Here is a 19634-nt window from a genome sequence, read left to right on the forward strand (position 1 = left end):
AATGAAGAAGGCAGAAATAAATTGATTGAATTTGCTGATATTTTGAAAGCTTCTAAAAAGTTTTCTCCACTGTCTGCAAAAATTATCCCATTCCATCATCCTGTAGAAATTACCTGGGAACCAGTTTCTGCTGGTACTGGAAATTACCTGGAGGATTCTGTAAAAGAAACCTATGATGTAGGACACCTTGCTCCTGAGCAGACTGACTTTGGTGTACGGATTTCCGGTGACAGTATGGAGCCACTTTATCATACAGACGATGTTGCATGGATTCAGAAAAAAGATTCTCTTGCTAATGGTGAAATTGGAATCTTCTATCTCAACGGCAATACTTACATCAAGGAATTACACGATGAGCCAGATGGTGTTTATCTGATTTCTTTAAATCAAAAATATCGTCCTATCCAGGTTTTGGAATCTGACTCTTTTAAGATTTTTGGAAAAGTAATCGGGAAATGCAAAGGTGCAGAAATTCCGGGATTTCATTAGACTTCAACAGCAGGTTCATGATCCTGCTGATAACAATAAGCAAAGGAAGTGATTGAATGGCAATCAATAATACACTAAAAGATATTCGTGAAGAACGGAATCTCATTCAAGCAGATTTGGCTGAAGCCATAGGTTCCTGCAGCCAGACTATAGGCCGCATCGAACGTGGAGAACGTAATCCTTCTCTTGAGATTGCAATCCGGCTGGCACATTACCTGAAAGTGCCTGTAGAAGATATTTTTCAGGTTGAAGACTGAAACACAGCTGCCAGAAAACCGAGGAGTAAAATCCCCGGTTTTCCTTTTGCTCAAAAATCAGTGTAATCCTTTTACGAAATCCGCTGCGTTTTTCATATCTTCTTCATTCGGATGGTCTTTAGCAATACCTCCAACCAGTTTAAATGGTCCGAATGTGTCATACCCTTTACAACCAAATTTTCCAACCACACTGGCATGTCTTTTATCCAAAATCTGCTCTATGGTTTTATAATTCGCACTCCCGCCATAAGTACAGATCAGAAATATCTTTTTGTCGTCCGGTAGATTCTTCTCTGCAAATTCCAATATCGACTGATGAAACTTTGAAAAATAGATTCCTGATGCAAACCCAATCATATCATAACTGCTCAGGTCTGCATCTGGCTGTTTCACAGCATCAATCAAATCCACCTGACATTCTTCTGCGATCCTCTTTACTAATTTTTCTGTATTTCCATGATGCACAGATGCGTATACTATCGCTGTTCTCATTTTTCTTCCTTTCCGTCTGCTCCGTCAATCAGGTCATAGCTCATATCCAAAAAGTCCAATATCTTCGCTTCACTGACTGAACCATCCAGTAAAATCGTGATCCAGTGCTGTTTATCCATATGGTATCCTGGTAAAAATCCATAAGTCTGAATAATCATGCTGGTCATTTCTGGATTGCACTTTACATCCATAATGTCAACCAGATCATTTCCCTCTAATCCCAGTTTCGATTTTTCAACCGTCATGATCACTGCATACCATTTTCCATTTTTATGTCGAAGTACTGCACTGTCCGATAGTTTACTCCATAAATATTCCGGCATTGTGCCATACTGTTTCTGCACATATTCAAAAATTTCTTCTTTCTTCACAATCTATTCAACTCCTGATTTTTCTGATATCCTGCCCATAATCATACCACATTTTCGTATCCCATACTACCTGCCAAATTCTTTTGCATTTTTCCGGTTCTCCTGACTTTAACTAATAGAGGGGTAAAACAGCAAGGACAGGAAGTGAGGATACACTTCCGGAAAATCCCAATTTAGGGTACCCTGCCCTAAATTGAAAAAACGCTGAAAGCAACGATACTACTGCCCTCTCAGAAAGGAGAACCCACCAATGGCTGAAAGAAAGAGAAACAAAGAAATTCATTTTTATGTCACCGAAGAAGAAAGGAAGCTAATCCGCAGGAAGATGATAGAATCAAAAACCAAAAACATGGGAGCTTATCTGCGAAAAATGGCAATCGACGGTTATATCGTCAACACCGATACCACTCCACTGAAGAAACAGTATGAGGAAATGCACAAGATTGGTGTAAATATAAACCAGATTGCAAAAAAGGTAAATATCACCGGAGATCTATATCCGGAAGAAATGCAAGAATTGAAAGAGATGGTGAAAGAATTATGGCGTATCTTAAGATCTTCCCCGTTAAAGTAACAGACAAGAAAGCTCTGGACTACATCACGAATCCAGATAAAACAGCTGAAAAACTGTTAGTTTCCAGTTTTGGCTGTTCCCCGGAAACTGCAGATCTTGAATTTTCTATGACAAGAGAAATGGCAAAAAAGAATGGAATGGACAAAGGTGATAACCTGGCATTTCATCTGATCCAGTCCTTCAAGCCTGGAGAAGTTGATGCCGAAACCGCTCATCGCTTAGGGCAACAATTTGCAGACGAAGTACTGAAAGGAAAATATGAATACGTGATCAGTACTCATGTTGACAAAAATCATATTCACAATCACATCCTCTTCAACGCTGCAAGCTTTGTTGATCATCACAAGTATGTTTCCAATAAACGGAGCTACCACAAACTTTGTAGAATCAGCAATCGTATCTGTCATGAAAATGGACTTGCCACCAGTATGCCAACCGGAGAAAAAGGTAAAAACTATAAAGAGAACATGGAATATCATCGTGGCACCAGTTGGAAAGCCAAGCTACGTGTTGCGGTTGATAAGGCAATCTGGGTTTCCATCAACTATGAGGAATTTCTGCAAAAGATGCAGTTAGCCGGATATGAAATCCGCCAAGGAAAGCACCTGTCCTTCCGTGCACCAGAGCAGAAAAACTTCACTTATATGAAATCTCTCGGAAGCTATTATTCCGAAGAAAATGTTCGCATCCGCCTGGCAAAAAATCGTAGCAAAGTAAAAGCTCCAAAGCATCTGTCCAGAGAAGCCCGCCTGTATATCAATATCTCCACGTATGTTACAACCGGCAATCGAGAAGGATTTGAACGATGGGCAAAGCTCAATAATTTGAAAGAGGCGGCCCGCACCTTCAACTATCTTTCCGAAAATAACTTGCTGAATTATGACGATTTCAGGCAGCATGTATCTGACATTGAAGCTTCTGTGAAAGTTGCCGACCAAAGAATAGCACAAATCAACAGTGAACTGAGCACGCAGAAAGTCATTCAGAAACACTGTGATTCTTATCGGCTTTGCCGTAAAGTAATTGAAGATTGTAAATCTGCTAAAAATCCAAAAGCATACCGCACCAAACATCAGGCAGAATACCAGCTCCACGATTCACTAAAAAAAGAGCTTCAGGATCTCGGCGTTACCAAAATCCCAAGCCCTAATAAAGTCCAAAAGCTGATTGAAAATCTTGAATCTGAACAGGCTGCTACTGTCCGGGAAAAACAGGAATTGCAGAAAAAGCAGAAAACCTTGGAAATCATTCAGCAAAATTTCTCTGTGCTGCTCGATGCTCCGGAAATCAATTCAGACTTACTTCCGGCAAAACGGGAATCCGTTTCTGTCACAAGAGGTCAATAAGATTGCACTGCAACTCACTCATTTTCTTCCCAAGGTTTCAGACCCATTTCCTCCCAGGTGACACCATACGGTGCACCTCCGGAGGTATAACCGGCAATAAAGAAAAATCTGTCATCTTGCAAGATTTCTTCTTTAGCCAGATTATCTCTTGTTTCTTTTTTCTGTCTTGCTCGCCTCTGCTGCTTCTTTTGTTTCGCAAAAGCTGCTTTTCCCTGATATGCTTTCGTGTACTCCATACAGTAGAACGCAGCCTGCCGGTCTGCGGCAAGCTGCGCTCCCGCAGCGATGTTTCCATCGACCAGTCCTCCCCGCATCAGGTTCAGCACCGCACGGAGCACGACGGGAAAGAGTGTTGCTTTTTCCCCCTTATCGCCTTGTTGTAGCAGGAACAGTCCTCTTCCTTCGTTGAATACCGCACGCCTCCATCTATCGCCCTGTCAAAAGGTGCCGGCAGATCCATCCCAATCTGCCAGCTGTCAAATAATCTGGTATTTGCCATACGTTTCTGTTTCCTCCAATCTTTTATTTCCTACAATCCCTTGTAATTCTTTCGGCCGCTTCTTTGAAAAATCTCTCTTCCAGGTTCCTTACCGTACAATACAAATCGGGTAAAAGGTATTTGGGTTCTCCACTTTTCCACATTCCAATCCATTATATAAATATATTCGATCAAAGGTTGTTCTTGTCTTCCCTCCTTTTGCCAGCCTGAACATAAAAAAAGACACCAAAAAACAATTCTTTGCTTTTTGATGTCTTTTCTGTCTTTTCAGGCTGATGCCCGAATCAATATTACAGAAGTCCGAACAGACTTCTCCTGTACTTTTCGCACAATCTACTTTCAAATCCCGGACCTCTCCAGAATGAAATTTCTTATTCAGGATATTTCCCAAATAAAACTATTTACGCAATTATCATAGCACTGTATTTTGTTTGCGTCAACATTTCAATCACAATATATAGATAATATCTGTTGATTAGATGCAAATTTCTGTGCTAAATAATTCATTCAAGTTATGCTGTATCATTGCTCTGTTTTTCAACCGAAGCTTTCAATTTCTGAAAAGTCTCTTCGCTGATTGCATGTTCTATCCGACAGGCATCCCTTTCTGCGGTTTCCCGATCAACCCCGACAGCTACAAGCTGCTCCGTAAAGAACTGATGCCGTTCATAAATTTTCTCAGCAACCTCCCGCCCGTCTTCGGTCAGATGGAGATATCCATCTTCATCCACGGTCAGAAAACCGCCATTCTTTAACACACCTACTGCATGGCTGATACTCGGTTTACTGAATCCCATGTGTCGGGCAAGGTCAACGGAGCGAACCATGCCTTTTTCCTTTTGCAATACAAGGACTGCTTCCAAATAATCCTCGCCCGACGCATAAATCTTCATTGCCGCCTCCTTTACTGTGCCAGTTTCCAGCCGATAGCTTCCTGCCTTTCGGATACGAAGTCCGCATACAGACCCTTCTGCTGGATCAGTTCTGCATGAGTGCCGCGCTGAACGATATGGGAATCATCCAATACCAATATCTGATCCGCACCCCGGACGGTTTTCAGGCGGTGGGCGATCATAATAATAGTCTTGTCGTGCGTCAATTCCGCAATCGCCCGCTGCAATTCTTCTTCATTTTCCGGGTCAACGCTGCTTGTGGCTTCATCCAGAATGATAATCGGGGCGTCTTTCAATATGGCGCGGGCAATGGAAATACGCTGCTTCTCACCACCGGACAGGGTTCCTCCGCCTTCCCCGATCACCGTATCATACCCGTCGGTCAGGGCGGAAATAAATTCATGGCAGCAAGCCTTTTTCGCCGCCTCTACCACCTGTTCGTGCGTGGCATCCGGGCAGCCGAATTTGATGTTGTTCTCAATCGAATCGGCAAACAGATACACGTTCTGAAATACCATGCCGATATTCTTCATCAGGCTGTCCAGTTTAAAATCCCGGACATCTTTGCCGCCAACCGTAATTCTCCCGGCGTCTACATCCCAAAATCGGGCAATCAGGTTGCACATAGTCGTCTTGCCAGAACCGGACGGGCCGACAATGGCAGTGGTCGTTCCGGCAGGGATCGTAAAGCTGACATGATCCAGAATTTTTCGGTCTGCATAGGAAAAGTCCACATTATCAAATATAATTTCCGAGGATGCCGGAACCACATCTGCGCCCTTTTCATCCATGACCGGCGTATCGTCAATAGAGTTTGCCGTATCCATAGAAGCCGCCAGCATTTGCAGCAGGGAGGCCATGTTTCCGGCGTTTTCCAGATCATTGAACACCATAAAGGAAGCGATCACCAAAATCACGCCATAGGCCAATGACAGGGAACCGTTCAGCCAGAAGTAAATGGAGGCCAGGAGCAGCAAAACACTGAACACCCGGACAACAACCTGTTTCAGGGCATCATAGGGGACACTGGCTTTTGTCAGTTTCAAATTGTCCCGGCAGCTTGCCTTGATTGCGCTGTCAATGGACTGTGTGCTGTCCTTCTCCATACCGAAGGCTTTCACGATCCCCATCCCCTGGATATACTCCAGGACGGATTCCACAAGGCTTTCCTGTGTATGCTGCCGCACTCCGCTTAAGCGCTCAGATTTGCGGAGCGCCAGTTCCGCCGCTGCAAGATAAAGCAGGACGCCGACTGCGGCAATCAGACCGATCCGCCAGTCAAAAACCACCAAAACGATGACAAGCGCCACCGAATTGAAAAATCCGCCCAACACAGATACCAGCACACGCGCCGCCGAATTTTCCACATCCCCTAACGTGGTGGTAACGATAGCGGTAATGTTCCCGATACTGTTCTTGTTAAAATATCCCATCGGGATGTAACGCAGCCGGTCTCCGATGTGGATACGCTTTTCCGCCACCATACAGTAGCCGGTTTCCGTCTGCTCCATCGTGGAGAAATAGGTCGTGATGATCCTTCCAACCAGGGAAACAGCCATGATGCCCAAAGAAATCCAGATAAACCGGCTGTCCCGGTTATCGGATACCAACGCCTCCACCACGATAAAGAGGGCGGCAAACTGTAAAGCCGCAAACAGGCCGGAGAGGAACGCAAACAGCAGGGATTTTTTCAGCAGTCCCTCTTTGCTGCCAGCAAACGCAAAAATTTTTTTCAATGTTCCATACATTTGACAACACCCCCTTACATATGATCCTTTGCGCCGATATGCGCCTGCCACATATCCCGGTAAAGGGGACAGGTTTCCAGTAACTTATCATGCGTTCCCCGGGCATGGATAGTTCCATCCTTGACCACCACAATATTGTCCGCACCGATAATGGTAGACAGGCGATGGGCAATCACGATCAGCGTTTTACCCACTGTCAGGGCAGAGATTGCTTTCTGCACAACTGCCTCATTCTCTGGATCGATATATGCTGTCGCCTCGTCCAAAATGACCACAGGGGCGTCCTTCAGCATGGCGCGGGCAATGGCGATTCTCTGTCGCTCACCGCCGGAAAGATGGGAACCGGCGCTGCCGACAACGGTATCATACCCTTGATCCAACTTGCGGATAAAGGTGTTACAGCCACTTTGTTTTGCTGCCTGCTCCACCTCCGCATCTGTGGCGTCCGGCCTGCCCATGCGGATATTTTCCCGGATGCTGCGGTTAAACAGGTAATTATCCTGCGATACATAGGAAATCTGGGCGACAATTTCAGACAGCGGTATCTCCTTCAGTTCATGGCCGCCCAGGGTAATACTACCGGACGTAACATCCCAATACCCAGCGATCAGCTTCGCCACGGTAGATTTTCCGGAACCGGACGGTCCTACAAGGGCGGTCATGGTTCCCGGCTGAATGGAAAGGCTCACATCATGCAGCACCTCAGTTTCCCCATCATAGGAAAAGGAAACATGGTCGAGTCCGATACTGGTATCTGCCAGATTTACCGGCGTATCTTTATGGTTCAGTTCTTCCGCGTTCAATAGCTGGCTGATTTCCTCCACATTGGTTCCCAGTACAGCCAGGTCATCCGTAAAGGTAAAGACGGACATGATCGGTCCCACAAGCCCCAGGGAGAAAATCACAATGGAGAGGAACGCAGATAATTCCAGGCTGTCGGACAGCCAGAAGGCAAACCCACAGGGCAGCACACAGATCAGCACTGAGGGAAGGATCGCATTGTAGGCACTCATGGTTTTCTGGTTTTCCCGCATCCATTCCACATAGTAATTCGCATTGTAATTCACGGCGTCCGAATATTTCTTGTAGGAACCGGCTGACTGGCTGAACGCCTTGACGACTTCAATCCCGCCGATATATTCCACAATGGCATTCGCCATATCTTTCCCGGCTTTGACCGCGCCCTCCCATTTCTTTGGGTAACTCATCATACCGACAGACATTACGGCAAGACCGACTACCAGCGTAACAAGGGACAACAGCGCCATGCGCCAGTCCATAATGAAAAGATACACGACAATTACCACCGGAACCAGGATGTTTGCGGTCATCTCCGGGATGAGATGTGCAAACGTGGATTCCATCCCTTCCACCCGGTCAACAATCGTTGTTTTATACTGACCGGACGGAGTATCCAGGATCGTCCCCATCGGAACGCGGGCCAGTTTCCCTGTCAGCCTCTCCCGGATATCCCGCAGCGTGTAATAGGCCGCTGTATGGGAAATAGTCGTTGACAGACTGGAAAACAGCACTTTCCCCAGGTATCCGCAAAGTGCGACCATGCAAGCTGTCACATAACGGGAAAAATCCTGCTCCCCGTCCAACATCATTGTGACGATATGCGCCACACAGAAATAAGGCACCATCTGACAGGCAACGCCCAAAACCGCAAGGACGACGCTGCCGATGAATTTCCCGTGATACGGTTTGCCCCAGCCCAATAAAACACTTATTGGCGACGCTTTCTTTTCTTCTTTCATTTCATGGACACCTCCTTCTCCATATCGTTCAGGAAGAATTTCAGCAGACGGTTCCTGCCATCGCTGTCCTCTATGGAATAGCTCTCCTGAACCTGTCCGTTTTCCAAATGAAGGACAAATTCGCAGCACCGCAGGATAAATTCCGGATCATGCGTTACCACAACAGCAGTCCTCCCTGTATCCGTTACCTGATTGACAACCTTTGCAACCTGCCTCATGTGCAGGAGGTCAAGGCCGCTGGTCGGCTCATCAAATAATACAAGGGGCCTCTCCGATGTAATCGCAGAGGCAACCGCAACGCGCTGCTTCTGCCCGCCGGATAAGCTCATTGGATGGCAGTCCTTGTATGGCAATAAATCCATTCCATCCAGAATCTGTTCTGCTTTTTCTTTGTCCTCATCTCTCATGCTCAACAGGATTTCATCCAGGACGCTTTCTGTAAAAAGCTGATGATTTACGTCCTGCATGACCATATAACACAGCCGGAGCCTTTCTTTTTGGGAATACGCCCTTTCCTGATCCTGTACCAAGCCCCGGCACCGCTTTTCCAATCCGCACAGACACCGGGAAAGGGTTGACTTCCCAGCCCCATTATGCCCGATCACCGCAGTTGCCTTGCCAACCGGAAAGACCGCTTCTGGAATATGCAGGATTTCCGGCTCATGTTTATAAGAAAATGAAATATTGGATAGCATCCAAGATGAATCCGATCTGTGCGAAACCGGTCCCGTTATCTCTTTCAACCCGTCCAGTGATAAAGGACGAAGTCCCATTTCATCCCGCTGTTTTGCAGACAGGCCCGTAAATTCCTTCGCCGAATAATCGCCCTGGATTTCCCCGTCTTTCAAGTATAGAACGCGGTCAAATAAACCGGACAGATAATAGAGCCTGTGTTCCGATATAATAATCGTTTTTCCCTGTGCTTTCAGGATGGAAAGGAGCTGCCGGAAATCGGATATGGCGTAGGTATCCAGATTGGATGATGGTTCGTCCAAAACATAAATCCGGGGATCAACCGCCGCAGCCGAGCCGCAGGCGATTTTTTGCTTTTCCCCACCGGATAGGGAGAAAATGCTCCTGTCAAGCAACGGCTCCAGTTTTAACTGCCCTGCCACACGGTTTACCCGTTCCCGTACAATTTCCTCCGGCATCCCGTGATTTTCCGGCCCAAAGGCCAGCTCGCTGGTCGTATCCACATTGAAGAACTGGGAACGGGGATTTTGGAATACAGAGCCTACCTTCAATGAAATATCAAACAGTGATAATTCGCGGGTATCCTTTCCGTCCAACCGGACAGAACCGGTAAAATTCCCTTCATGGTAATGGGGAATCAGGCCATTCAGCAAACGTGTCATCGTAGTTTTTCCACAGCCGGAGGGTCCGCAAAGCAGGACAAAAGAACCATCCTCAATCGTACAGGAAATATTCTGTAATGCCCCTCCAGTCTGCGTATCATTGCCAGGAATCCCACTGGCCGGATAGGAAAACGACACATTCTGACATTCGATCATGATATTCACCCCCTTGCAACCAGCACATAAATCTGTGCGGCAAATGCACCGATACAAATCAGCAGCAGAATCACATCCTGCACATGAAACCCTAACTTGCAGATATTTGTCCGTTTTACAGGACCGCCCAAACCTCTGGTAAGGGCAGCGGCAGAAAGTTCTTCCCCGATCTTTACCGAGCATATCATCATGGGAACCATGCGGTATTCCAGGATCGTGCCTGCTTTGCCACCGCCAAAACGGACGCCGCGCATCCGCATGGCGTCCCCAATCGCGCTCCATTCCTCCGCGACTGTCGGGAAAAACCGAAACATCACGGACATGGGGATTGTGATCTGCTTTGGAAGATGGATCCGTTCCATAGCCGCCACAAATTCGCTCACTGTTGTCGTGGTGACAACAAAATATCCCATTACTATGCCGGGCGTAAACCGCAGCAGTATGCCGACAACGGCAACCGCAATATAATTGAGAACGCCGGTCAGCCGTGACAGTCCAAACATTTTCAGGCACAGGCTACCGCCAAAAATCAGGATGTAGAGGACTGAATCTTTCCATTTTTTTGCCGCCAGCAGAAGCAGCAGCGGAATCGCAGCAAGTACGATTATGTAATACTGCATGATACCCTCATACGAACCGCCCAGGATAAAAACGGCTATGGTAATCAGTACCGCCAGCTTTGTCCGTGGGTCAAGTATGATCCCGCTGTTGCTTTTCTGGCTTGCAAGAAGTTCGCGGCTCATTATACGATTCCCGCCCGTTCAAAGTGCTTCCTGAAAATCTTCTGCCCGATCAGGCCGCCCACAATCCCGCTGACAAAGGACGCCGCCAGCAGGATCGGCAGAATCCAGTCCGGCATATAAGCCATGAGCGTATCGGCATATTCCTTGCCATAGCCGGGAAGAAGGCTCTGATAGTAAGCGTCGCGGGTTACTACGATGGGAATAAATGCGCCGATGACCCACATGGAAAAAACGCCATGCGTCAGCACTTCGCGCTTTGCATTTTTGTAATCACAAGCCTTCAGCATGAAATCGGCAATCAACCCAAAGATCAAGCCAGTGGGGATGCACCAATAACCCATGCCTGTCAGCAGCATAATAATTCCCAACAGCACGCCGCAGATAGTCAGCATCCCAAACTTCTTGATTTTAGAGAAAAACAGCATCATGGGGATGCCTCCGACCAGCGGGACGATCACACTGATGAGTGGGATGAAGATCGGGATAAACCCGATGGATGCCGCTGCAAAAATGACAATAAAATAGATTGCCGTAAAAATACCGATGTTGATTAAGTCCTTGCCCTGCAATTTGTTGTTCATTGCGAAACCTCCTCGATTGCTTTCTATTGATTAGACTTAGCTAACCATTTATAATAGTAGCACACATCTGGAATTGCTTCTATGCCCGTTTCGGTGTTTTAAGCCCAAATAGCAACGAGTTTTTCTGTCTGTCCGGGTATTGGATTGACCAGACACAAAAATACGCTTATAATAATTTCAACAAATTTGGAACCATAACAGGACGAAAGGGGAGGATACCATTGCGGGATATGATAGACAGCATTTTAGAGAACAGCCACTCGATTTCAGGAGTGGCTTTAAAAAATACCCCAAACAGCAGAGAATTACTATTAGACCAAGCCACTGGAAAAGGGCGCATGACATTCTATACTCTTTTCCCCGGCCTGACGGTTGCGTTTATTTTTGTGAATGCTCCCGCATGGCCGGAGTCTGACGAAAACTCTGATTTAAGGCCGTTGCTGATCAATTATTGCATTTCTGGAAGGAGTGAGCTGCTCTTAGATGACGGCAGCTATATCTATCTGAAAGAAAATGATTTTTGTGTCAGCGAACAGACCGCACAAAAAGAATACATTTTCCCCACAGGCAAGTATCAGGGGATAAAGATATATTTTGACCTTGCGCTGCTTTCGCAATCCAGCGGACAGATCATGGAGACTTTTGATATTGACCCCGCCCAATTAGAAGAACTCTATTGCAGAAAAAGAAAGACCTATATCAATGAAGCGGACCATGACCTAACAGCGGTTTTTCAAAAACTCTGGTCTCTTTCAGAAAACCCTTCTCCTTTTTACCTGCGGATCTATACGCTTGAACTGCTGCACGAGCTTCTCTGCATGGAGATCCACCCGTCCAAAACCTGCGGCTTCTATACAGAAACTCAGGTTGAAATTGCAAAGAGGGCTGCACAGATTATCAGTGAAGATTTGCACAAACATATCCCCATAAGCCAGATAGCCGAACGGTTTTCCGTTAGTGAAACGAGCCTGAAAAACTATTTCCGAGGAGTATATGGTCAGAACATTTCAACCTGGCTGCGTGAAATCCGCATGGATACAGCTGCCGAACTTTTGTCAAATACGAAGCGTCCGATCGCTGAGATTTCTGAACAGGTCGGATATTCCAATCAGGGGAAATTTGCAGCAGTATTTAAGAAACGATTTGGTTTATCGCCTTTGGAATACCGGCGTTTAAAAAACTTAGATAAATCTTGAAAATATTATACTTTTTAACTGATTATTCAATTCTTAGAGCCACTTGTCGACTAGACTGGTGGCTCCATAGATAACAATCGTTATAATTTTATTCTCTTTATTCAGTTCAAAATCGTATATCGTTTTTTAATATTGTTTTTTACCACTCTTTTTTGACTCTCTAATCGCATGATATGCACGGATTATCTCTTCTCTACCCACTTTCTCCCATTTAAACCCCAATTGTTCCAATATAAATATTGTTCTGTCACCCCCTATATTTAGGTCACACTTTCCAATATCATTCACTATTTCACACTCAAAAACCAGTTGTTTAAATAATTCCTGTTCTTTTGTATCTGTTTTCTTATAATAATTATAAATTTCTTCCACCGATAACTCTTTCATAATAATATCTTTGTTATTTTCACAGTCCTTGAAACAATTTAGAATTTCCTTAATTGTAAGACCGTTAGGATTTATAACATGATATACATCATTAGATCTATCGTCCGACAAAATCAACTTTACAACAGCTTCACTAATTTTATCCACACATGAAATATCCATTTTTCTTTGAATTTCAGACGGTACTATTCGTAATCTATACAAATTACGGTAATAAATATAGGCAGAACTTTCATTTACATTTATTTGATATTTTCCCGTTTTTGAATCAAACAGAATACCACTCATACGATATATACTGCTTTGAACCCCTTGATTTTTAGCATTCTTTAATACCTTTTCCGCTTTTACTTTAGAGCGTAAATACTGATTTTCCAACCCATCTAAAGTGCTTTCATCATATTCTGTAAAAATTGTTTTACTTTTTTCCATATTAGCTCCGTATACAATTCCTATTGTAGACATATGGTGGATATCTTTATTTATACCATTTTTTGCAAAATCTACTATATTTTCAACAATTTTAACATTGATTAATTCAAACTCCGAATTTTTACCCATATGTTTAACTAGGGCAGCCGAATTAATGATAGCTTCTATATGATTTGCTAATTCTTTATATTCATTTTCTGTTAACCCAAACATATCTAATGTCAAATCACCTATAATTATTTTTATCCGATGTGAATATTGATCATAACTTCCATTTCCAAAATAGTATTCATAATGCTTCTTTATTCTATTTTGAGCTTGACGCATAGAATCTGCACGGATTAAAAGAGTAATGGTTGCCACGCTTTCTAGTAACAATTGGTGCAAAAGATATATGCCCAAAAAACCCGTTGCTCCTAGCAATAATACATCTTTATATTTATCGTCTTCTTTCTTTACATTATTTACTTTTGCATATTTCTTTTGATATTCTCGCTTCTCTGTTTCATTAATTTCTTTTAACTGTTTGAACGCAAAAGTCTGTTCAAATTTTCTTAACATTATGTTTGCATCTTCTTTTAAATTAGCTGCAATGTTTCTGATTGTTGGATTGGCAAAAAATTGTGGTATATCCACTTCAAAACGCTCGCTCAATTTACTTATAATGGCAATCGCCTGTAAAGAACTTCCTCCTAGATCAAAGAAATTATCATCAATATCAAATGTATTATCTTGAAGTGTATCTTTCCAAGCATCATACACAATATTCTGATAAAACTGTTCTTTTCTTTTCTCGTCCATATTATTGAACCTCCAATAATTTCTGATTTATCATTTCACATATACACTGTTTTTCTATATCTACAAAAAAGTGTCCTCCAGCCATTTCTTCTATTTTTACATTTCCATTGGTACATTCTCTCCATTTTTCTATTTTTTCACGATGAATATTTTTGTCTTCCTTTCCATACCATATATCAAAATCACAAGACATTCTTTCGTGCGATCTATATTGATAAGTAGCAAGCATATTACAATCTGCTCTTAACATAGGAATATAATAATCTAAAAACACTTTATTTTTAACAATAGCCTCATCAAACATTTCCAATCTCAATAAATATTCAATTACATCTTCTCTTGTTCCTTCTGCAGGAAACTCCAAAATAGAACCTTTTAAATATTCTGGGGACTCGCTCGAAGCTATAAAGCCTGCTATAGGTTCTCTATCATATACCTTTTTCACTTTTGCAGAAATTTCATAAGCCAAAACCGCCCCTCCACAATACCCAAAAAAAGCATATGGAACAGAAAAGAGTTCCTTATTTTCGTTTATAAAATCATCTACAAACAACTCGAAATTCTCTTCCATTGGATCATTTTTTCTAAGTTCCCTTTCTGGATATAATATAGGGAGCAAATTTATTCTTGAATCTATTAATTTCTTCCAAGTAGCAAAATTACTTGCACTCCCTCCTGGATAAGAAAAACATAATAAATTAATTTTATTCTCTTCTGACATTCTACCATGCGCTATCCATTTATTATCGTACATACGTTCCTCCTATATTATTGCTGGTTTGTTATGCATTCTGCCATCTTATATATTGTGGGTGATGAATAAACATCCATTAACGACATTTTATACTGATATCTAGTTTCAAGTTCTGTGAGAAGTTTTACAACAAGAATAGAGTCTCCACCACATTCAAAGAAATCTTCATCAACTGAAATATCCGTTGTATTGAATAGCTCACACCAAACTTTGTATATATTCTCCTCTGTTTCTGATAATTTTTGTTCAGATTTCCCTCTACTTCTGCTCTTCTTCATTCCTTCAATTGCTCTTGACGTAAGAACCTTGATATCAATTTTCCCGTTTACCGTTAATGGAATTTCACTAAGATATTCACAATATACCGGGATCATATACTGTGGAATTTTTTCGGATAAATATTTTCCTAATTCTTCTTTAGAGAGCGCATCACTTTCATTTTCCAAAACAGCAAACATACATACAGAAATTACATCATTATTATTTACAGTTATTACTTTCAAATCTTTAGGATGCAATATCTCTACTATTGCCATTTCAATTTCGCCCAGTTCAACCCGATGTCCACGTATTTTTACTTGGAAATCAGATCGTCCTTGAAATTCAATAGTTCCATCTGGCATGTATCTCCCGATGTCTCCTGTTTTATATAAGCGTTCTTTCAACTGCCTCGAATATATAAATTTTTTCTCTGTCAATTCCGGATCTCCCAAGTATCCAATTGCCAACCCTTTTCCGGCAATATAAATATCCCCAGAAATCCAGTCTAACGTCTCTTCTCCCTTTTCATTTAATATATAAAACCTTTGATTAGCCAATGGCTTTCCGTAAGGAATGCTTCGAATATAATTTTGCTTTATATTAATCGGATAATATATAGACCATATTGCAGCCTCAGTTGCTCCTCCTAAACTTACAATTTCAGCATTTGGAAAGTACTTGCTAATCTCCTTCGGTAAATCTACAGGTATCCAGTCTCCAGAAAGTAATATAAGCCTTACTGCATCTAATATAGGTTTTTCCTTCCCTTTCAAAAACATAGTTAGCATTTTCATCTGTCCTGGAACCCCATTAAACACACTTATATTTTCATGTTTCAGAAGATCATACCAATGTGCAGGATCTTTCGCCTGCTCCTCATTCACCTGAACCAGTTCTGCACCAGCAAAAAAAGTTCCAAAAATATCATACACAGACAAATCAAAACTCAGATTAGAAATATTCAAAATCCTGTCATCGGAGTTAATTTTAAACTTATTGTTAATGTCCAATATAGTATTAGTTGCAGCACTATGAGAAATAATTACTCCTTTAGGATTTCCTGTACTTCCTGATGTAAAAATCACGTATGCTGGTGCTTCTATATCTATGTTTATCTGTTTATAATCATTGCCAGACCTCTCTTTCCTCTTAATATCTCGTATATTCAACTTTTTTGTTAAATCATGGCTTATAAAATTATCTTCTTCAAGTATACAACATTTCACGTGAGCACTTTTTATAATTTTATCGACCCTTTCTGATGGTTGATGAATGTCCAAAGGAAGGTAAACCGCTCCTTTTGACAATATGCCAAGAACTGCTGCAATCTGCCAAACTCCCTTAGATACTGCTACCGCGACAATATCCCCTTTAAATACATCCTCAGATTCAAGAACTTCAATTATTGTATCAACATAATACGAAAGTTCTTTATATGAATAATATTTCCCATTTGAATAAAGGGCTTTGTTCTCTTGACAACATTCTAAAGTTTCAAAAAAACCTTCATGCAAATATTTAGTTTCAAATTCTTTCCTCGTATTATTAGTAACACATCTGATTTTTCTAACAGCTTTTGGTAAGATTGATTCTAACGAAATATCCAAAGTATTATTATCAATAATCCTATATATTAATTCACGGAAACTTTCAAAAGCTTCTTCTATTAATCCTTTCGGGAACACGCCTAAACGCACATCCCAATTTAAACGAACTCCTTTTTCCAATTCTAAAACCTGACAATCTATAAGGACTTGAGGTGTCTGACTAATCGTATAAAGGATTTTTCCTTTTCGTTGATTACTATACTTAACTGCCCCAAGTGTACTTGTATATACTGCCGGAACTGTAATCTCCTTTTTTATTCGTTTTCCCATTTCCCTTAAAACTTCTTTGCTAGAAAAAGAATTATGGCTTAAATCTTCCCATAATCTATATTGAATTTTTTTGGCTTTTTCAAAATAATTTGTATAATCAAGATCTTCAACTTCCAAAATATTAGCAGTTGTAAAATCCCCTATAACTCTGTCAATACTCGGATGAAATGGAGGGCGATCAACCATCGTAACGTCGATGCAAAAACTTTGGTTTTTTGAAATTTTTCTCAATGCCTCTGCATACGCTGTTAATATTAAGCTTGAAGTGGTAAGCTGAAAGTTCTTTGCCAAATCACATAACTTTTCATATTCATCTGATTCAAGGAAAAATTTATATTGTGTAAAAAGGACTTCTTTTTCCTGCTGTTCTACCACTGGGAATTCTGGTACTTCTGACAATCTAGGAATCCTTTTTTCCCAATACTTTTTATCCTCCTCGTATTTTTTCTTCCCATTTACTGTTTTTTTCAGGCTTTCCTTGTATAGTACAATATCTCTAAATGATAACTGTTGTTTAAATGAAAGTTTACCGTTATAATATACTTCTTCAAATTCATTCAAAATAACATTTATGCTTACAAAATCAGCAACAAGCATATCTAATGAAATATGTAAAATATATTTGTTTTTCAATTTTGTTATCTCAACATCAAATAAAGGCCAAGTGCCTACGCGATATTGCTTTTTGGTTAAACTTTCCCTTTTTTGGGCAATAATAACTTCTGCATTTTCCATATCTGACAAATCCGAAAATACTATTTGTGGCACTGTATATGATGATAATATTTCTTGTGTTCCCTCTTGATTAATAACAGCGTGCAGCATATCATTATATTTAATAACCTGCTCCCACGCATATTGTGCTTTGTTCAACTCTATTTGCTCATATTCTATTTCCGTATAAATTTTGCAGTTTGTCCCACCAAATTTATAAACATTATCCTGTCCGACTAAATATGATAATTGAATGTCAGTTAAAGGAAACTTTTCATATTTATCTTCTTCGTCAACAATGATTTCACTTTCTGTGTGATCTAATAGAAATTTTATAATTTCTTTCTTATTTTTCTTTAAAATGTCTTTATCCTCATCAGTAAGTATATTTTGAGGTGCAGAAAAATGTAATTTATTATCACTGACCGATAATTTAATTCCTCTTCTTTGATAATTTAATATCAATTTCTCTGTTTTCATTTTTTCTCCAATTCTATTTTATTTATTGGGATGTCTTTAGTCCAACGATTCCTTATTCTCGATTCTGGCAACTAAATTCTCTATAGTTTCGCACTCATAAAATGCAATAATATCTATTGTCTTTCCATATTTTTCTTCTAAAATAGCTATAACTTGAACTGCCAAAAAAGAATTGCCCCCTAAATCAAAAAATGAATCTCCAATTGACGGCATTTTCTGAAGTTTCAAAACTTCTTTCCATATTTCTTGCATTATTCTTTCCATTTTTTCTCCTCTTAAATTCATCTTATAAACTCTTCAATAGCTATCTTATTTTTTATTGGTATCTCATTAATTTTCATATATTCTCCATTTTCCAATTCAGTTGAAATTTTCTCTAAATATTCTGGATTCAAAATTTCAAATCCATAGTTTAACCCTGATAATACCTTTCCCGGACTCATAGCAATTTCTTTCACAACTTCACCCAAAAAATTACCACACAACCTATTCACATTTTTTAAAAATAATTTCCCCGATATACATTTTTCATATCCTGATTTTTCTCCAATTAATTCAAAAAATAAATATGCACCTACTTCCTCCTTCCCAAAAGTTTCATCCTGCTCTATTCTCTCGTATAATTTTCGCTTAATATTTTCAGCAGCAACATTAGATTCATACCTTGATCCTTCAATAAGCAGTTTCATAAAAAAGCGAAGTGTTTCCATATTGTCATATGCACAAAAGAAATATTGCTGATCCGAACCAATTTTTTTCTGTAATCTAATTGTATCTCTATTTATAAGTGGCTTAAAAATAACTTTATTTTTTGAGAAGGGAGTTTCATATGTCTTTTTAATATTTATTGACAAAGGGCATATATTCCCATGTAAAATATAAGAATCTCCAAAAAGGTTCTTATTCGCAGCGCCCAGAATCATATCAACAAATGCTCCTGGTGAACAACCATCAAAACCACCCTGATATATAACAGTTCTTCTTATTTTATCGAACTGTTTATGTGCAACGATATATGGTAAAAATTCGGAAATACCAGGAATATATCCACAAGATGTTACACATTTTCCAGTTACATTTCTTTCCTCTTGCTCAAAACTCATATCAGAAGGATCGATATATATCTTATCTTTCTTGCATACGGCGTCTTTAACGATTTTCCCATATAAATGGGAAGGACTTATGCAATTGATAACTATATCGCATTTCTCAACAAAACCATCTAGCTGTCCCTTATCCATTACATCAATATTTGTAAATGAATAATTCTTATAATCATCAAAATATGTAACACTATTTCTTTGTGCACCCAAAACTTGAAAACCCAATCTTAGCAACTTTTCAGTCGCGTATTTCCCTATATGCCCTCCACAACCCAAAATTCCAATTGTATTTAAGCTCATAAATCTGCCTCCCATTCTAATATGTCCAATATTCGAAGAAAGTCTCTTACTTTTAGGAGTAACAT

20 protein-coding genes are annotated in these 19634 nt (G+C 40.8%); 5 read left to right on the top strand and 15 right to left on the bottom strand.

What is annotated here, in order from left to right:
• Positions 1-489 (top strand): S24 family peptidase (locus tag OCV61_RS11995; RefSeq protein ID WP_262582912.1); only part of this gene is annotated, 489 nt, incomplete at its 5' end.
• A 56-nt stretch (positions 490-545) separates the two neighbouring features.
• Entirely contained in the window at positions 546-746 is a 201-nt protein-coding gene (locus OCV61_RS12000; RefSeq protein ID WP_005344265.1) for a helix-turn-helix transcriptional regulator, read from the top strand.
• 57 nt (positions 747-803) lie between these two features.
• Here OCV61_RS12000 and OCV61_RS12005 read toward each other — a convergent pair whose 3' ends face one another.
• Entirely contained in the window at positions 804-1238 is a 435-nt protein-coding gene (locus tag OCV61_RS12005) for a flavodoxin family protein (RefSeq protein ID WP_024720755.1), read from the bottom strand.
• Positions 1235-1609, bottom strand: coding sequence for an MmcQ/YjbR family DNA-binding protein (locus OCV61_RS12010; RefSeq protein ID WP_024720756.1), 375 nt, complete (start codon positions 1607-1609; stop codon positions 1235-1237). Before OCV61_RS12010 ends, OCV61_RS12005 begins: the two co-directional genes overlap by 4 nt.
• A 250-nt stretch (positions 1610-1859) precedes the next feature.
• Between OCV61_RS12010 and OCV61_RS12015 the strand changes: the two genes are divergently transcribed.
• Entirely contained in the window at positions 1860-2183 is a 324-nt protein-coding gene (locus OCV61_RS12015; RefSeq protein WP_024720757.1) for a plasmid mobilization protein, read from the top strand.
• Complete coding sequence (locus OCV61_RS12020; RefSeq protein ID WP_055057329.1) at positions 2150-3529, top strand: relaxase/mobilization nuclease domain-containing protein; 1380 nt, start codon at positions 2150-2152, stop codon at positions 3527-3529. Before OCV61_RS12015 ends, OCV61_RS12020 begins: the two co-directional genes overlap by 34 nt.
• Before the next feature lie 14 nt (positions 3530-3543).
• Here the strand turns inward: OCV61_RS12020 and OCV61_RS12025 are convergent, their stop codons facing one another.
• The 8 genes from OCV61_RS12025 to OCV61_RS12060 form a co-directional block, all read right to left on the bottom strand.
• The gene (locus OCV61_RS12025) at positions 3544-3843 is read right to left on the bottom strand and encodes a hypothetical protein (protein ID WP_024728259.1); all 300 of its coding nucleotides are present in this window, start codon (positions 3841-3843) and stop codon (positions 3544-3546) included.
• Between the two features lie 5 nt (positions 3844-3848).
• Positions 3849-4028 (bottom strand): hypothetical protein, encoded by a 180-nt coding sequence (locus OCV61_RS12030; RefSeq protein ID WP_024728260.1) that lies wholly within the window; start codon positions 4026-4028, stop codon positions 3849-3851.
• A gap of 512 nt (positions 4029-4540) precedes the next feature.
• Positions 4541-4921 (bottom strand): metal-dependent transcriptional regulator, encoded by a 381-nt coding sequence (locus tag OCV61_RS12035; protein ID WP_024720760.1) that lies wholly within the window; start codon positions 4919-4921, stop codon positions 4541-4543.
• A gap of 11 nt (positions 4922-4932) precedes the next feature.
• The gene (locus tag OCV61_RS12040; protein WP_024720761.1) at positions 4933-6669 is read right to left on the bottom strand and encodes an ABC transporter ATP-binding protein; all 1737 of its coding nucleotides are present in this window, start codon (positions 6667-6669) and stop codon (positions 4933-4935) included.
• Between the two features lie 14 nt (positions 6670-6683).
• The gene (locus tag OCV61_RS12045; RefSeq protein ID WP_024720762.1) at positions 6684-8429 is read right to left on the bottom strand and encodes an ABC transporter ATP-binding protein; all 1746 of its coding nucleotides are present in this window, start codon (positions 8427-8429) and stop codon (positions 6684-6686) included.
• Positions 8426-9940 (bottom strand): ABC transporter ATP-binding protein, encoded by a 1515-nt coding sequence (locus OCV61_RS12050; protein WP_055057327.1) that lies wholly within the window; start codon positions 9938-9940, stop codon positions 8426-8428. Before OCV61_RS12050 ends, OCV61_RS12045 begins: the two co-directional genes overlap by 4 nt.
• A 5-nt stretch (positions 9941-9945) precedes the next feature.
• Positions 9946-10683: an energy-coupling factor transporter transmembrane component T gene (locus tag OCV61_RS12055; RefSeq protein WP_055057326.1), complete on the bottom strand. Its 738-nt coding sequence runs from the start codon at positions 10681-10683 to the stop codon at positions 9946-9948.
• Positions 10683-11264: an MptD family putative ECF transporter S component gene (locus tag OCV61_RS12060; RefSeq protein WP_055057325.1), complete on the bottom strand. Its 582-nt coding sequence runs from the start codon at positions 11262-11264 to the stop codon at positions 10683-10685. Before OCV61_RS12060 ends, OCV61_RS12055 begins: the two co-directional genes overlap by 1 nt.
• A 230-nt stretch (positions 11265-11494) precedes the next feature.
• Here OCV61_RS12060 and OCV61_RS12065 point away from each other — a divergent pair, with 230 nt between their 5' ends.
• The gene (locus OCV61_RS12065) at positions 11495-12460 is read left to right on the top strand and encodes a helix-turn-helix transcriptional regulator (protein ID WP_055057350.1); all 966 of its coding nucleotides are present in this window, start codon (positions 11495-11497) and stop codon (positions 12458-12460) included.
• A 126-nt stretch (positions 12461-12586) separates the two neighbouring features.
• Here the strand turns inward: OCV61_RS12065 and OCV61_RS12070 are convergent, their stop codons facing one another.
• From OCV61_RS12070 to OCV61_RS12090, 5 genes are read right to left on the bottom strand one after another with little or no spacing between them, the layout of a single operon-like run.
• The gene (locus OCV61_RS12070) at positions 12587-14080 is read right to left on the bottom strand and encodes an SDR family oxidoreductase (protein WP_055057324.1); all 1494 of its coding nucleotides are present in this window, start codon (positions 14078-14080) and stop codon (positions 12587-12589) included.
• Between the two features lies 1 nt (position 14081).
• Entirely contained in the window at positions 14082-14834 is a 753-nt protein-coding gene (locus OCV61_RS12075; RefSeq protein WP_055057323.1) for a thioesterase II family protein, read from the bottom strand.
• 14 nt (positions 14835-14848) lie between these two features.
• A complete protein-coding gene (locus tag OCV61_RS12080; protein WP_055057322.1) occupies positions 14849-18166 on the bottom strand; it encodes a non-ribosomal peptide synthetase in 3318 nt (1105 codons plus the stop codon).
• A gap of 36 nt (positions 18167-18202) precedes the next feature.
• Positions 18203-18451 carry a phosphopantetheine-binding protein gene (locus OCV61_RS12085; RefSeq protein ID WP_055057321.1) on the bottom strand — a complete coding sequence of 83 codons (249 nt, stop codon included), beginning with the start codon at positions 18449-18451 and terminating at the stop codon, positions 18203-18205.
• Positions 18448-19569, bottom strand: a complete 1122-nt coding sequence (locus OCV61_RS12090; RefSeq protein WP_055057320.1) for a saccharopine dehydrogenase NADP-binding domain-containing protein — start codon at positions 19567-19569, stop codon at positions 18448-18450. Before OCV61_RS12090 ends, OCV61_RS12085 begins: the two co-directional genes overlap by 4 nt.
• Positions 19570-19634: the final 65 nt, after the last annotated feature.

The sequence above is a fragment of the Blautia ammoniilytica genome (assembly GCF_025566965.1).
GTDB lineage: Bacteria > Bacillota > Clostridia > Lachnospirales > Lachnospiraceae > Blautia_A > Blautia_A ammoniilytica.